Below are 14,613 nucleotides of genomic sequence, written 5' to 3'. Positions count from 1 at the left end.
CCTAGATCTCCGCGAGGACCTCGGACCACAGGCCCAGCCCCTCGTCGATCTCCTCCGCGGTGACCACGAGCGGCGGGATCATCCGGACCACGTTCATGTAGGCGCCGCACATCAGCATCAGCAGGCCCTTGTCCGCCGCCACGGTCAGGGCGGCCTTGGCCCGGACCGGATCGGGGGTGCCGTCGGCGGCGGTGAACTCGCTGCCCACCATCAGCCCCAGGCCACGGACGTCCCCGATCCCGCCGGCACCGGGGGAGCCGGCCGCGGCAGCCGACCGTGCGCCGTCGAGCAATTGTGCGCCGCGTTCGGCGGCGTTGCCCACGAGCCCCTCGTCCTCGATCACCCCCAGGGTCGCGACGGCGGCCGCGCAGGACACGGCGTTGGCACCGTAGGTGCCCCCCTGGGACCCCGGCCAGGCGCGGGCCATCACCTCTTCGGTGGCGGCGATCCCGGACAGCGGGAAGCCGGAGGCGATGCCCTTGGCGAAGGTGATGATGTCCGGGGAGACGTCGAAGTGCTGGTGACCGAAGTACCGTCCGGTGCGGCCGAACCCGGTCTGGATCTCGTCCATGACCAACAGGATGCCGTGCCGGTCCGCCCGCTCGCGCAGCCCGGCGAAGAAGGCGGTGTTCCCGGGGATGTAGCCCCCCTCACCGAGGACCGGCTCCACGATGAACGCCGCCGTCTCCTGCGGGGACGTCACGGTGGCGAAGAGGTAGTCCAGCTCCCGCAGGGCGAAGGCGGTGGCCTCCTCCTCGCTCCAGCCGTAGCGGTAGGCGGTGGGGAACGGGGCCACGTGCACCCCGGACATCAGGGGACTGAATCCGGCCGAGAACCGGGTGCCGGACGTGGTCATGGTCGATGCGGCCACCGTGCGGCCGTGGAAGCCGCCGTGGAACACGATGACGTTCGGCCGTGCGGTCGCCTGGCGGACCAGGCGCAGCGCCGCCTCCACGGCCTCGCTGCCGGAGTTCGCGAAGAACAGTGAGTCCAGGTGCTCCGGCAGCACCTCGGCCAGCTTCTCCGTGAGCTCGAGGAGGGGCCGGTGCATGACGGTCGTGTACTGGCCGTGGATGAGGGAGGCCACCTGCTCCTGGGCGGCTGCCACCACGCGCGGATGGCAGTGGCCGGTGCTGACCACGCCGATGCCGGCGGTGAAGTCGAGGAACCGTCGCCCGTCCTGGTCGTAGAGGCAACTTCCGAGGGCATGGTCCACGATCACGGGACTGGCCTGCTTCAGGTGGGGTGACAACGCCGTCATAGATGAGCCTCCGGTGTGAGGAGTGGGTGCTGGGTCGGTGGCTGCGGTTGGGTGTTGACAGTACTTCTACGATGGGCTGACCGGCAAGGATCCACGACGCGGAGGCAGCCCATGCGCCAGTCAACCCCCTCTTCAGCCACCGAGGCAGAGGCCATCGCCTCCGTGCCGACCGGCCTGTTCGCCGGCGGCCGGTGGCAGACCACCGCCCGGACCATGCCCGTGGAGGATCCGTCCACGGGAGAGGTCCTGACCGAGGTGGCCGACGCCAGCCCGGAGGAGGCCGCCCGCGCCCTGGACGCCGCGGCGACGGCCCAGGCCGGCTGGGCTGCGACCCCGCCACGGCAGCGCAGCGAGATCCTGAGCCGGGCCCACCGGCTCATGGTCGAGGAGACCGACCGGCTGGCCCTGGTCATGACCCTGGAGATGGGGAAGCCCCTGGCCGAGGCCCGCGGGGAGGTGGCCTACGCGGCCGAGTTCTTCCGCTGGTTCGCCGAGGAGGCGGTGCGGATCGACGGGGGCTATATGACCGCCCCCGCCGGGGACTCCCGCTTCCTGGTGGCCCGCGAGCCCGTGGGGCCCTGCATCCTCATTACACCGTGGAACTTCCCCCTGGCCATGGGGACCCGCAAGGTCGGTCCGGCGCTGGCCGCCGGGTGCACGTGCGTCATCAAGCCCGCCTCCCACACGCCGCTGTCCATCCTGGCCCTGGCCGAGATCCTCGTCCGCGCCGGGGTGCCGGACGGGGTGGTCAACGTGGTCACCACGAAACGCAGCAACGACGTGATGACCCCCCTCATCCTCGACCCGCGGTCCCGCAAGCTGTCCTTCACCGGCTCCACCGAGGTGGGCAAGGGACTGCTCGAACTCGCCGCGAAGACCGTCATGCGCACCTCGATGGAACTGGGCGGCAACGCCCCGTTCCTGGTCTTCGAGGACGCAGACCTGGACGCCGCCGTGGAGGGGGCGATGCAGGCCAAGATGCGCAACATCGGCCAGGCCTGCACGGCCGCCAACCGCATCCTGGTCCAGCGCTCGGTGGCCGCGGACTTCGCCGATCGGCTCACCCGGCGCATGGCCGAGCTACCGCTGGGGCGCGGCGTGGAGGACGGTGTGGTCGTGGGGCCGCTCATCAATGCCGGGGCCGTGGACAAGGTCACCGAACTCGTGCGCGACGCCGTCGGGCGCGGGGCGGAGGTGCGGCTGGGCGGGCAGCCCGTGGACCGGCCGGGTCACTATTATCCGGCGACGGTGCTCACCGGGGTGCCGGCCGACGCCGAGATGTGCAGTTCCGAGATCTTCGGGCCCGTGGCCGCGCTCTCCGAGTTCGACACCGAGGAGGAGGCCGTGGCGATCGCCAACGACACCCCCTACGGGCTGGTCTCGTACCTCTACACCACGGACCTGGCGCGCGGCTTCCGCGTCAGCCACGCACTGGAGGCGGGGATGGTCGGCCTCAACCGCGGGGTGGTCTCCAACCCGGCGGCGCCCTTCGGCGGTGTCAAGGAGTCCGGGGTGGGCCGCGAGGGCGGATTCAGCGGCATCGACGAGTTCCTGGAGACGAAGTACATCAGCGTCGGACTCTGATGCCGGCCTCGGATCGAGCCTCGGCTCAGCTGGTCGCGGCGACCCACCGGCGGGCGGCCTCGGCCACGATCTCCCGCTCGCCGACCCATGCCGGGACGGCGGCGTCGGGGAAGATGTTCATTCCGTAGCGTGCCCCGAGGAGCTGACCGGCCAGGGAGGCGGTCGAATCGGAATCGCCGCCGTGGTTGACGGCCAGGTGCAGGGCCGCGCGGAAATGCAGGGCCGCCCGGAAGTTGACAGGCGCCAGCGCCTCGATGTCCGAGTCGGTGTCGACGGGATCCACCGCACCGCCCGTCGCCAGCACGGCGTAGACCGCGATGGCCAAGGCCTCCTCGGCCACCCAGCCCTCGCCCAGTGCGGCGGGGACAGCACCGGCATTGGCAGATCCGTCAGATCCGTCAGATCCGTCAGACCCGGCCAGAGCGACGGCCGCACGGACCGCCGCGGCCGTGCCGCCGTCGTCGGGCACGGTGTCCAGCCACTCCAGCGCGGCGGTGACGGACGCGTCAACCGCGTGCCCGGCCATGAGCCGGGAGATCATCAGGCCGAAGGCGGCGGCCGAGGTCCAGGCTGCCGGGTGGCCGTGGGTCAGGACGGCGCCCCGGCGGGCGAGGGACACGACCATGGTGTCCTCCAGCCCGGGGACCATGCCGTAGGGGGCCGAGCGCATGACGGTCCCGCAGCCCTTCGACTCTGGGTTCTGCGGCTGGTGGGGCAGGCCCATGTCCCGCGAGGACAGGCCGGACAGACAGGCGTTGCCGGGGGCCCGGCGCACGTTCAGCTCCGGGTGCTCCTCGAGCCAGCGAGTGGGCGGCTCGGGGGCGCCCTCAGGGAGGGCGCCGGTCTGGGTGCGGTACCAGCGCAGGCAGGAGAGCCACACGCACGCGGCGGGATCGGCCATGGAGCCCTCGTTGGCCCACTCGATCCAGTCCAGCAGACCGTCGAGGACGAAGAGGGTCATCTGCGTGTCGTCACTGATGGGGATCGTCTCGCCCGCGCGGATGGCAGGGACCTGGAGGGGGTGCGTCAGCCCGCCGTCACCGTGCTCGGCGCGGATCTGCGCCAGCGAGGAGAACTCGACGGTGTAGCCCAGGGCATCCCCGGCGGCACCGCCGGACAGCAGGCCCAGCACCCGTGAGGGGTAGGAGGGGGAGGACGGCGCGGCGGATTCGCTCATGATCTCCATCGTAGGCAGTGCCGAAGGCTTCGCAGGACCACCTCGCAGGACCAGGTGTGGAGAAGTGCCTAGCGCGTCCCCGGTGACGGATAGCGTGGTGTCCATGTTGATCCTGCACACCTCTGACTGGCATCTGGGCCGGTCATTCCACGGAACCGGCCTGCTCCAGGCACAGCGTGAGGTCCTCGGCCAGATGGCGGCCACGGTCCGGGAACGGGGCGTGGACCTGGTCCTGGTGTCCGGGGACGTGTATGACCGTGCCCTGCCCGCCGCTGATGCCGTGGAGGTCCTCGACCGGGCCCTTGCGGAGCTGGTGAGCGCCGGGGCGGCCGTGGTGCTGACGAGCGGGAACCACGATTCCGCCATCCGGCTGGGCTTCGGCGGCCACCTCATGGGCGCCTCCGGGGTGCACTTCCGGACCCGGATGGACCAGGTCACCGCACCGGTGGTGCTGGAGGATCCCGACGGCGGCCTGGTCGCCGTCTACGGTGTGCCCTACCTCGAACCCCGGCACGCCGGCCAGGTGTGGGAGGTGGATCCGAACCACACGGCGGTGACGGCCGAGGCGGTGCGAAGGATCCAGGAGGACGCCGAGACGCGGTTCGGCAGCCAGGAGCAGGAGCAGGAAACGGCGGTGATCGCCATGGCGCATCTCTTCGCCGCCGGCGGTGCAGGGTCGGACAGTGAGCGGGACATCGGCGCGGACGTCCCTGGCGGCCGGGCGCCCGAGGACCAGGCGCCCGAGGAACAAGAGAGACAGGCGGGCTGCCCATCGGAGGAGTTGCTGGTGGGCACCCTCGGCCAGGTCCCGGTCTCGGTCTTCGAGGGGCTCGACTATGTCGCGCTGGGCCACCTGCATGGCCGCCAGCGGATGGCGGAGACGGTGCGGTACTCGGGATCGCCGCTGCCGTACTCCTTCTCCGAGGCCAACCACACCAAGGGCGGACTGCTCGTGAGGACGGCCGGGGGCGCGGTGACGGGCGTCGAGACCGTGGACTGGTCCGCCGGGAGGAGGCTTGCCGTCCTGCGTGGAAGGATCGAGGACCTGATGGACAACCCGGACCACGCATGGGCGGAGGACCGCTGGTGCCAGATCACCGTCACGGACCCGGTGCGCCCCTCGCAGGCCTACCGCCGGCTCAAGGAGCGCTTCGACGGGCTGTTGAACTTCGTCCTCGATCCGGACGTCGGCGCCGCTGCGAGGAAGTCGACCTACTCCGCGCGGCTGGCCGCCGCGACCTCGGACCTCGAGGTGTGCACCGGATTCGTGGAGCATGTGCGCCAGCGCCCGGCATCCGCGTCCGAGACAGCGCTGTTGACGACCGCGTTGGCGGAGAGCCGTAACGAGCTCGAGGACGAGGGAAGTGCCGCATGAGGATCCATCGACTCGAGCTGCAGGCATTCGGGCCCTTCGCCGGACGGGAGGACATCGACTTCTCCGAACTCAACGAGGCCGGGCTGTTCCTGCTCGACGGCCCCACCGGTGCCGGCAAATCCACTGTGCTGGCCGGGATCTGCTTCGCGCTCTACGGAACGGTCCCCGGTGGCCGGAGCGCCGAGGGGTTGGCGAGCACCCAGTCTCCGATCGGGATGCGGCCCGAGGTCCTGCTGGACTTCACCATCGGCGCCCGGAACTTCGAGGTCCTGCGGTGGCCGAAGTACCGGCGTCGGGCCAAGCGGCAACGCCAGGGCGAGGCCGGCATCAGCCTGACTGAGGAGAAGGCCGGTGCGGTGCTCCGTGAATTCCGGGACGGTGAGTGGGCCGAGGTCTCCGTGCGGGCGGACGAGATCGGCCAGTTGCTGCGCCAGGAGCTCTACCTGGACGCCGAGCAGTTCATGCGCGTCGTGCTGCTGCCCCAGGGGGAGTTCGCCGCCTTCCTGAGGGCCGGCTCCCAGGAGAAGGAGACGCTGCTGCGCAAGCTTTTCGGCACGGGCCGGTATGACGGGGTCGCGACGTCCCTGGCCGCACGGCAGCAGGCTCTGGAACAAGCTGCGCGGCGGGACCGGGATCTCGTGGCCACGGCCCGCCAGGATCTCCTGTACTCGCTGCACGATGGACTGGGGGAGGGCTGGTGGGGGTCCGAAGCCGAGCCGGAGGGGTGGCCGGACGCTGAGCTCGTGTCCCGGTCGACCACTGCCGTGGCCGCCGCCCTCGAGGCCTCCCGGGCCGCACGCCACGACGCCGTGGTGGCGGCGTCCCGTGCTCAACGGGCCGTGGACGCGGTGAGCCGGACCCGGCAGGACCTGCAGGCCGCACAGGCCTGGGCAGACCGGACCAGCCGCCACGAGGAGGAAAGGGATCCCACGGTTTCCGCCCGGTCTGCCGTCGAACAGCACCGGGCGGCAGTGCCCGTGAACCGCAGGGCCACGGAGGCCCGGGCGGCCGAGGACGCCCACCGGGAGCATCGTGCGGCTCTGGACCGTGCCCTGGAGCGGGCGTGGGCCGATGACCTGTGCTTGGCCTGGGACAGAGCCTGGAGCCTGGCCGGGGACGGGGACGGGGACGGGGACGGGGACGGGGCCGGGGACGGGGACGGGGATGAGACGTCGACCGGCCTGGCCTCCCGATTCGACGACCTGCGCCAACAGGCCGAACGGGACCTCAACCGGCTGGCCGACCGCGAGCAGGACGCCGCAGCCCTGACCCGGGCCGAGGCGGAGCGCGCCCGGCTGGTCGACTCCATCGAGGTCTCGACCCGCACGGCCACTTCGGCTGAGGCCGAACGGGACGTGCTGGTGGCAGCGCAGCGAAGCCTGCACCAGCGCCTCGAGGACCTGGCCAGTCCGGCCGCGGGCCTGGGCCCCGCCCGTTTGTTGCTCGAGCAGGCCACCGCCCGGAAGGAAGCAGCACTGGCCCATGAGCGGGACCACCACGCCAGGGCGGCCGCCGAGGATTCCCTCCGGACTGCCACCGACCTGGCCCAGGCCGCCGTGGATGCCTGGCAGGACGTCGTCGAACGGAGGCTGGCCGGGGCCGCCTCACTGCTGGCGGCTGCCTTGCAGGACGGTGAGGCGTGTCAGGTGTGCGGGTCCGTGGAACACCCGTCTCCGGCGGCCCCGGGAGGCTCGGAGATCTCCGCCGAGGCCCAGGATCGGGCCCGTCAGGACATGGACGGGCTCACCGCAGCTCGACGGCGCGCTGAGGCCGCCGTGGACGAGGCGCGCCGGACGGCCGAATCAAGCCGGCTGGCCTCGGCCGGCCTGTCACCCCAGGACGCCGAGGTGGCCCTGAGCCAGGCCCAGGACGCGGTGTCTGCCGCACAGCAAGCAGCCCGGGACCTCGAGTCGGCCCGTACCGCTGTGCAGCAGAACGACAAGGACCAGGTGACCCAGGCCAAGGCCGCCGAGACGGCCCGCGGAGACCTCGCCGCGGCGCAGACCCGATTGACGGCTGCGGACGAGGAGATCGACCGCCTCCGTCGGGTGGTGGCAGACGCCTTGGACGGCCGGACCGACCTGGCTGAGGTGCGTCGGGAACTGGAGGCGGCCAAGCAACTCGTGGACGCCGTGGTCGCGGCCGCGGCTGCTGAATCCACCCACCGGTCACTGGCCCTCCAGGCCGCCGAACACCTCTCCGCCGAGCTGGGGGCGAGTCCCTTCGCAGCGGTCGAGGCCGTTCGTGCCGCCGTGTTGCCGTCGGAGGAGGAGACCCGGCTCGCGGCTTCCGTCCGGGACTGGGACCACGAGGAGGCACGCTTGGCCGAGCTGGCCGCCAGTGAGCCGGTGCAACGCGGACGTGAGCTTCTCCGGGCCGGCGTCGAACCGCCGTCGGAGCAGGAGGTGGCACAGGTCGAGGCTGCCCTGGACGCCGCCACGCAGCATCGTGATGCCGCAGGCGAACGGGTCGGCGTGCTGGAGTCACTGCACCGGCAGACGGTCCGGCAGACCGGCGTGCTGACCGAGGTCGCCGGGCGCTCCGCCGGCCAGGTGGCGGATCTCGAAGAGACGGAGGGGCTGCTCAGGCTCGTCCGCGGCGCCGGGGAGAACTCCTACAAGATGACTCTCGGCAGTTACGTGCTGGCCGGTCGCCTGGAGGAGGTGGTCGCAGCCGCCACGGAACGGCTCCTGGGCATGACCCAGGGCCGGTACGAGCTGCGCCACGACGACTCAGCCCGGGGCCGCGGCATCCGCGGGCTCGACATCACGGTGTTCGACCGGTACACCGAGGACGAGCGGGCCGCATCGACCCTGTCCGGCGGGGAGACGTTCATGGCCTCGCTGGCCCTGGCCTTGGGGCTGGCGGACACCGTGCAGGCCGAGGCCGGGGGCGTGGACATGGACACCCTGTTCGTGGACGAGGGCTTCGGATCCCTGGACACCGCCACCCTGGCCGACGTCATGGACGTGCTGGACGGACTGCAGGCCGGTGGCCGGACCATCGGCATCGTCAGCCACGTGGACCGGATGAAGCAGGACATCGGCTACCGGCTCGAGGTGCAGAAGACCCAGCAGGGTTCACACCTTCAGGTCCGAGTGCCGGACCGGGCGGGGCCGGTCAGACGAGCTTGAGCGCGGCGTTGGTGGCCTGCTCGACCTCTTCCATCAGGGACCGGTTTTCGTTGAGCCGGTGACCGCGGGACGGGATCATCTCCTGCAGCTTCGGCTTCCAGGCCTCCATCATGGCGGGGAAGCACCTCTCCAGCAGCCCGACCATGATCGGAGCCGCCTGGGACGCGCCCGGGGAAGCACCCAGCAGGGCGCCGATCGAGCCGTCGCCCGCCGTGACGACCTCGGTGCCGAACTGGAGCACGCCGCCCTTCTTCGGATCCTTCTTCATGACCTGCACACGCTGGCCAGCGGTGATCATCTCCCAGTCGCCGCCGTTGGCGAGCGGGTAGAAGTCCTGGAGGGCGTCAACCTTCTTGACCTGGCTCTTGGTGACCTCGGTGACGAGGTACTTCACGAGGTCCACGTTGTCCTTGGCGACGTTGAGCATGGGCAACAGGTTGTGCGCCCGGACCGAGAGCGGCAGGTCCAGGTAGGACCCGGACTTCAGGAAGTTCGAGGAGAATCCGCCGTAGGGGCCGAACAGCAGCGAACGGCGTCCGTCCACGAAGCGGGTGTCCAGATGCGGAACGGACATCGGCGGGGCGCCGACCGAGGCCTGGCCGTAGACCTTGGCCATATGCTGGTTGACGATCGACTCGTCAGTGCACTTGAGGAACTTGCCGGAGACGGGGAAGCCGCCGAAGCCCTTGCCCTCCGGGATGCCGGAGGACTGCAGCAGGTGCAGGGCGCCGCCCCCGGCCCCCAGGAAGACGAAGCGGGCCCGGGCGGTGAAGGACTCGCCGGCGGCCTTGTTCTTGACCTTGAGTTCCCACCGGCCGTCGGTGCCGCGGTCCACGGAGGTGACCTTGTGGCCGAAGCGCACGTCCACACCGGAATTGGCCAGGTTGGTGGTCAGCTGCCGGGTCAGCGAGCCGAAGTCCACGTCCGTGCCGTTGGTCTGGCGGGAGGCGGCCAGCCGCTGGCCGCCCTTGCGGCCGTCGATGAGCAGCGGGGCCCAGCCGTGGATGGTGTCCGGGTCCTCCGTGTACTCCATGGTCTCGAACAGCGGATGGGCGCTGAGGGACTCGTGGCGAGTCTTGAGGTAGTCGGCGTGGTCGTTACCCCACACGAAGCTCATGTGCGGCAGAGGATTGATGAAGGTCTTCGGGTCGCCGAGCTTGCCCTCGTTGACCAAGTAGGACCAGAACTGGCGGCTGACCTGGAACTGCTCATTGATGGCCAGTGCTTTGGTCGGATCCACCGTGCCATCGGCGCCCAGCGGGGAGTAGTTCAGCTCGCAGAGGGCGGCGTGGCCCGTGCCGGCGTTGTTCCACGGGTCAGAGGACTCGAGACCGGCCTGGTTGAGGTTCTCGAACAGACCGATCGACCAGTCCGGCTGCAGCTGCTGCAGGAAGGTCCCCAGCGTGGCGCTCATGATGCCACCCCCCACCAGGACAACGTCGTAGGTGGTTGCGGCAGACTGCTGGCTCACGATTCTCTCCCAGGGTTACGGATGGGTGACAGATAGGGGTCTGCCCTTGACTTTACTACCGGCGCGGACCGGTCTGATCCACGGGAACGATCCGGTCGAAACGCTCGTCCAATACCGGTGAGGTCGGGTAGGAGACCAGCGTGTGTCCCGAGGCGACCGCGGAGATCGGATACACCAGGGGCAGGGCGGGTAGGTCCAGCGCCAGCGATTCCGCACTGCGCCGGTACAGGGTCGTGCGGGTCTCGGCATCCCTAGTGGACACGGCCTCGGCCAGGGTCTCGACCACGAACGGGTTCGAGTAGCCGAATTCGGTGGAGTGACTGCCGAAGAGCGGCTCGAGGAAATGGTGCGGATCGCGGTACTCACCGGTTCGGCCGGACAGGTGGAAGGCCCGGCCAGTGTCCGAGGTGAGCCGGTCAAGATAGCCGTCCTCCCACCGGACAGGCACCGGTTCCAGGACGAGTCCGACGTTCGCCAGGTCCTCGGCGATCCGGGCGTACACGGGTTCCGGGGAGGGCAGGTAGGGCCGTGACGTCTCCACGGGGTACAGGAATTCCAACGGCTCACCGCGGTACCCGGCCAATGCCAGCAGCTCCCGGGCCTTCTCGGCGTCATAGCCGTACGTCGTCAACTGCGGATGGGCCACCCCCAGGGACGGCGGGACGAACTCGTCGGCCCGTGAGGATCCCTCCAGGAAGTACTCCTCAGCGAGGGCCCTCCGGTCAAGGGCGTGCGCCACGGCCTGACGGACGTACAGCTGGCCCAGGATCGGATGCTGGGTGTTCATCCCCAGGTACAGGACGGAGAAGGGATCCCGTTGGAGTACCTGCGCACCTCCCTGCACCAGGGGGCGCAGGGTGGACGGGGAGACGTAATCGAAGGCATCGAGGCGGCCGCGGCGCAACTCCCGGAGCCGTTGCTGGACGCCGGTGATCATCGACAGGGTCACCGGTCCGACGGCGGAGGGACCGCCACGGTAGTCCGGGTCGGCTTCCAGCACCAGCAGGTGCTCCCCGGTGGGCGCGTCGGCACCGTCGGCCTGGCCGGTACCACCTGCCGGTACCTCGCCCCAGCGGAACGGGCCCGTCCCTGCCGGTCGGGCGTCCGGGAGCTCGCCGGGTTCAATGTCCGCCAGGGCGCGGTCGAACTCGACCCAGGAGTCGGGCGAACTGAGGGCGAACGGCGGGGAGGTGAGTGCTGCGGCGAGGAAGACGATCGGTTCGGACAGGACGAGGGACACCGTCCGTTCACCGACGGTCTGGCACTCGACGTAGCGGCACTGCTCGTCTCCGGCGTAACCCCCGAAGACGGAGGCGAAGGCCAGGCGGGGCAACCGGTTAAGCCGGTCCTGTCCCAGGAGTCCGGGCAATCGGGCCCACCGCTCGAAGTTGGCCGCGACGACCTCGGCGGTCAACGCGGTGCCGTCATGGAATTCGACATCCGGGGTGAGGGAGAAGGTGTAGCGCCGGCCGTCGTCGGACACTGTCCAGTCACTGGCGAGGTGGGGGATCGGGGCACCCGTGTTGTGGTCGACCCCCAGGAGCGTCTCCAGGACCTGGCGCGTGCTGCGATGGGACTCGGCGTCCACGGTGAGGGACGGGTCCAGCGACAGAGGGCGGGCCGGAACGCCGATGGTCACGGGCACCGTGGCTGGAGCGGGGGGCACCGATGGCGGCGGGCTGGAGCCCTCCGGAGCGGATTCGCTGCGGATCTGGGCCGCGCACCCGGTCATCGGCAAGACGAACGCCGCCGCCAGGGACGTGATGACGGTGCGGCGTGAGATCTCCACGCGTCCGGGCCTCCCTGAAACTGAGGTGCAAGGGTCTGGTACTTCTGGTGCGGGCGGGGGGACTTGAACCCCCACGTCCGAAGACACTGGAACCTAAATCCAGCGCGTCTGCCAATTCCGCCACGCCCGCAGGTCCCCGCGGACGGGGACAACGGCCCATCATACCCGCTGGGGCGGAAGCGGATCCGTCGTGGGCCCGAGGCGCCGCGGACAGGAAAGGACGCTGGCGCTGATGCCTCCCTGAGGCACCGTGACGTGTCCTGGGTGGTCCTGAGGCGACTCAGGCGAGGTGGAGGTCCCGGCGGAGCTTGGCCACGTGTCCTGTCGCCCGGACGTTGTACTGGGCCAGCTCCACGGCGCCGTCGGCACCGACCACCACGGTGGAGCGGATGAGGCCCTCGTAGGTCCTGCCGTAGTTCTTCTTCTCTCCCCAGGCGCCGTAGGCCGCGGCCACGGCGTGGTCCTCGTCCGAGAGCAGCGGGAAGGTCAGCGACTCGGCCTCGGCGAACTTCGTCAGCTTGGCCGGCCCGTCGGGGGAGATTCCCACCACTGCGAAGCCCTCAGCCATGAATGCCGCGAGGTTGTCCCGGAAATCGCAGGCCTGGGTGGTGCAGCCGGGCGTGGCAGCCGCGGGGTAGAAGTACACGATGACCCGCTGGCCGGCGTAGTCCGCGAGGGAGACGGTGTTGCCCTCCTGGTCGGTCAAGCTGAAGGCGGGGGCCGTGTCGCCCGGGGCGAGTCGCTGCTGATCAGTCATGCGCACCACTGTAGGGCTTCCCCGGCGTGCGACGTTGATGGGGCGTGCAGGCGGTACACCGTCGGAACAGGGCTCTCACCGCGCTCTCACCGCGTCGTCGGCGCTCAGGAGGACGCTGGCGCCGAGGTGGCCGACCTAGCTGCCGTGAGGAAGTCCTCATCCGAGCATGCGGGGAGGGATTCCAGCCAGGCGGTGCTGGGGTCCACCTCTGCCAGGCGGTGTGCATCCACCTGCTCGGGCTCGCCGGCCGCGCTCAGCACGGCGATGACCTCCGTCAGCACGGTCTCGGCGGTGATGTCCAAGCCGCCGTTGACGTCGTCCGGGTCCAGGTCCACACACCAGCGGGCTGCCTCAACCTCGTCCAGCGCCTTCGGAGCCGCCGGTTCCGGCACCGGGTCGGCCGCCGGGGTGGTGGGTGAGGTGGTGGGGGAGGTGGTGGGTACAGGAGTGGACGGCGACGTGGACGGTGTTGCCGATGACTCCGTTGGCTCCCCCGGAGAGGGCACCGGAGCAGGCGGCGTCGACGTGGCTGTCGGCGTCGGGGTAGGTGTGGGTGTGGGTGCCGACGGTGTTGGCGTGGGCACAGGCGTGGACGTGGGTGTCGGCGTCGGCGTGGCGGTAGGCGTGGGCGTCGTGGGTTCGGCGGTGGCACTCGGCTGCGGGACCGTCGGCTTGGTCGGCTTGCTTGGCTGGGTCGGCTTCGGCTTCGGCTGGGGCGTGGCAGAAGGGCGCGCGGGCCTTTCGGGGCTCTTCACCGGCGGGGCATCAGGCCGCGGAGCCCCGGAACCGCGCGTGGCTTCCTTGTGGTTGCTGTGCTCCCCGTTCTCCTGGTGCCGACCGTCCTGCACCTGTGGGGCGGGGCCCCGGCCAGCGGAGGTGGAGCCCTTCGGGCCGGACGCGATGCTGGTCGGCGGGGCCGTCGTCGGGTTGCCGTGGGAGGCGTTGCGGATGCGTTTCAGATCCTCCGGGGTCAGAGCTGCCGGCTGGCCCGCCACCGCCGGCAGCACGAGGGAGGGATCCAGATACCGGCCGTTCAGGGTGATGCCGAAGTGGACGTGGCAACCGGTGGAGTTGCCGGTCGTCCCGGCGAGGGCGATCACGTCACCCCGGGTCACCCGGTCGCCGGGGGAGACGAGGAGCACCGAGTTGTGGTGATACGCGGTGGCCAGGCCGTCACCGTGGTCGACGTCGACCCGCAGTCCGGACGTCCCCCGGTCCGCGGCGAAGCGCACGGTGCCATCGGCGGAGGCCCGGACCAGAGTGCCACAGGCCACCGGGTAGTCCTGACCGATGTGGAACTGCATGGCTGGGCCGACGTCGGTCGGGTTCACGCGCCAGCCGAAGGCGGAGCTGAGGGAGATGGGCCCGGACACGGGATGGTCCATCACCACCTCGATACCGGGGACCGCGCCTCGATGGGCCGAGGCCGGAACGTGACCCGAGGCGGCGTCAGCGGACCCGGTCCGTTCCTGCAGCGTCTGCTGCTGTGATGCCGAGAGGACCACGAAGGAGCCGGGGTAGGCACTCTGGGCGGTGGCGAAGGAGCCGTTCACCACCGGAGCGAGGTCCCCGGGGGAGCCGCCGTCGGAAGGGTCGGTCGTGGCGGGGGCGAGCGAACCGGGCAGGAGGAAGGTAGATCCCCGTTGCGCTTCCTGGCCGTGGGTGGCATCCGTCGCGGTGGAGGGAAGCTCTGTCCCCAGTGACGGAAGAGCCATCGACGTGCCCACTCCTCCGGAGACAGCCAGCAGAACCAGTGCCGTCGTTGCGGCACCGGCACGTGCCCATCCATGCTTCACGATCCGGTTTACCTCGATCTTCCCTCATCGCAGCGACTGTCGATAGCCGATAGCGTCGCACGCTTTGGACACGGGAGGTAGACCTGAAGGTGAACGGAGAGTGCGTCGGGCGTGTCGATTCTCACAACGACGCCGGCGGCTCCTTCGTGGGAGCAGTCGCGCTGGCGGCGGATAGGCCGGAAAGCAGAAGGGCCCCGGTCCTGGGCGGGCTCTAGCGATCCTCGCAACACCCTATCTTTCAGGGAGTTGCGAGGATCGTGTCGTTCGAG

Annotated in this window: 9 protein-coding genes and 1 tRNA gene; 3 read left to right on the top strand and 7 right to left on the bottom strand. The window is 70.4% G+C overall.

Features of this window, described 5'->3' with window-relative positions:
- Position 1: 1 nt before the first annotated feature.
- Positions 2-1,261 carry an aspartate aminotransferase family protein gene (locus ACFFIO_RS09145; protein ID WP_378041264.1) on the bottom strand — a complete coding sequence of 420 codons (1,260 nt, stop codon included), beginning with the start codon at positions 1,259-1,261 and terminating at the stop codon, positions 2-4.
- Between the two features lie 111 nt (positions 1,262-1,372).
- Between ACFFIO_RS09145 and ACFFIO_RS09140 the strand changes: the two genes are divergently transcribed.
- The gene (locus tag ACFFIO_RS09140; RefSeq protein ID WP_378041263.1) at positions 1,373-2,845 is read left to right on the top strand and encodes an NAD-dependent succinate-semialdehyde dehydrogenase; all 1,473 of its coding nucleotides are present in this window, start codon (positions 1,373-1,375) and stop codon (positions 2,843-2,845) included.
- A gap of 25 nt (positions 2,846-2,870) precedes the next feature.
- Here the strand turns inward: ACFFIO_RS09140 and ACFFIO_RS09135 are convergent, their stop codons facing one another.
- Positions 2,871-4,022 (bottom strand): ADP-ribosylglycohydrolase family protein, encoded by a 1,152-nt coding sequence (locus tag ACFFIO_RS09135; RefSeq protein ID WP_378041262.1) that lies wholly within the window; start codon positions 4,020-4,022, stop codon positions 2,871-2,873.
- A 103-nt stretch (positions 4,023-4,125) separates the two neighbouring features.
- Between ACFFIO_RS09135 and ACFFIO_RS09130 the strand changes: the two genes are divergently transcribed.
- The gene (locus tag ACFFIO_RS09130; protein WP_378041261.1) at positions 4,126-5,397 is read left to right on the top strand and encodes a metallophosphoesterase family protein; all 1,272 of its coding nucleotides are present in this window, start codon (positions 4,126-4,128) and stop codon (positions 5,395-5,397) included.
- On the top strand, positions 5,394-8,531 hold the full coding sequence (locus tag ACFFIO_RS09125) for an AAA family ATPase (protein WP_378041260.1): 3,138 nt from the start codon (positions 5,394-5,396) through the stop codon (positions 8,529-8,531). Before ACFFIO_RS09130 ends, ACFFIO_RS09125 begins: the two co-directional genes overlap by 4 nt.
- Here ACFFIO_RS09125 and ACFFIO_RS09120 read toward each other — a convergent pair.
- The 5 genes from ACFFIO_RS09120 to ACFFIO_RS09100 all read right to left on the bottom strand — a co-directional run bounded on the left by ACFFIO_RS09120 (position 8,518) and on the right by ACFFIO_RS09100 (position 14,263).
- Complete coding sequence (locus ACFFIO_RS09120) at positions 8,518-10,002, bottom strand: malate:quinone oxidoreductase (protein ID WP_378041259.1); 1,485 nt, start codon at positions 10,000-10,002, stop codon at positions 8,518-8,520. The genes ACFFIO_RS09125 and ACFFIO_RS09120 overlap by 14 nt on opposite strands.
- A gap of 55 nt (positions 10,003-10,057) precedes the next feature.
- The gene (locus tag ACFFIO_RS09115) at positions 10,058-11,791 is read right to left on the bottom strand and encodes an ABC transporter substrate-binding protein (RefSeq protein WP_378041258.1); all 1,734 of its coding nucleotides are present in this window, start codon (positions 11,789-11,791) and stop codon (positions 10,058-10,060) included.
- 45 nt (positions 11,792-11,836) lie between these two features.
- Positions 11,837-11,921: transfer RNA gene (locus ACFFIO_RS09110), tRNA-Leu, on the bottom strand.
- Positions 11,922-12,071: 150 nt separating this feature from the next.
- Complete coding sequence (bcp, locus tag ACFFIO_RS09105; RefSeq protein WP_378041257.1) at positions 12,072-12,548, bottom strand: thioredoxin-dependent thiol peroxidase; 477 nt, start codon at positions 12,546-12,548, stop codon at positions 12,072-12,074.
- Between the two features lie 104 nt (positions 12,549-12,652).
- The gene (locus ACFFIO_RS09100) at positions 12,653-14,263 is read right to left on the bottom strand and encodes a M23 family metallopeptidase (protein ID WP_378041256.1); all 1,611 of its coding nucleotides are present in this window, start codon (positions 14,261-14,263) and stop codon (positions 12,653-12,655) included.
- Between the last annotated feature and the right edge of the window lie 350 nt (positions 14,264-14,613).

The sequence above is a fragment of the Citricoccus parietis genome (assembly GCF_042433045.1).
Taxonomy (GTDB): domain Bacteria; phylum Actinomycetota; class Actinomycetes; order Actinomycetales; family Micrococcaceae; genus Citricoccus; species Citricoccus parietis.
Note: the sequence above shows the minus strand (reverse complement) of the source record. Positions and strands in the feature narration are given on the sequence as shown.

What these genes read in the sequence shown, in the direction of transcription:
- ACFFIO_RS09140 (WP_378041263.1), top strand. Translation starts at nt 1,373, where the DNA reads ATGCGCCAGTCAACCCCCTCTTCAGCCACCGAGGCAGAGGCCATCGCC.
- ACFFIO_RS09135 (WP_378041262.1), bottom strand. Translation starts at nt 4,022, where the DNA reads ATGAGCGAATCCGCCGCGCCGTCCTCCCCCTCCTACCCCTCACGGGTG.
- ACFFIO_RS09130 (WP_378041261.1), top strand. Translation starts at nt 4,126, where the DNA reads ATGTTGATCCTGCACACCTCTGACTGGCATCTGGGCCGGTCATTCCAC.
- ACFFIO_RS09125 (WP_378041260.1), top strand. Translation starts at nt 5,394, where the DNA reads ATGAGGATCCATCGACTCGAGCTGCAGGCATTCGGGCCCTTCGCCGGA.
- ACFFIO_RS09145 (WP_378041264.1), bottom strand. Translation starts at nt 1,261, where the DNA reads ATGACGGCGTTGTCACCCCACCTGAAGCAGGCCAGTCCCGTGATCGTG.
- ACFFIO_RS09100 (WP_378041256.1), bottom strand. Translation starts at nt 14,263, where the DNA reads ATGGCTCTTCCGTCACTGGGGACAGAGCTTCCCTCCACCGCGACGGAT.
- bcp (WP_378041257.1), bottom strand. Translation starts at nt 12,548, where the DNA reads ATGACTGATCAGCAGCGACTCGCCCCGGGCGACACGGCCCCCGCCTTC.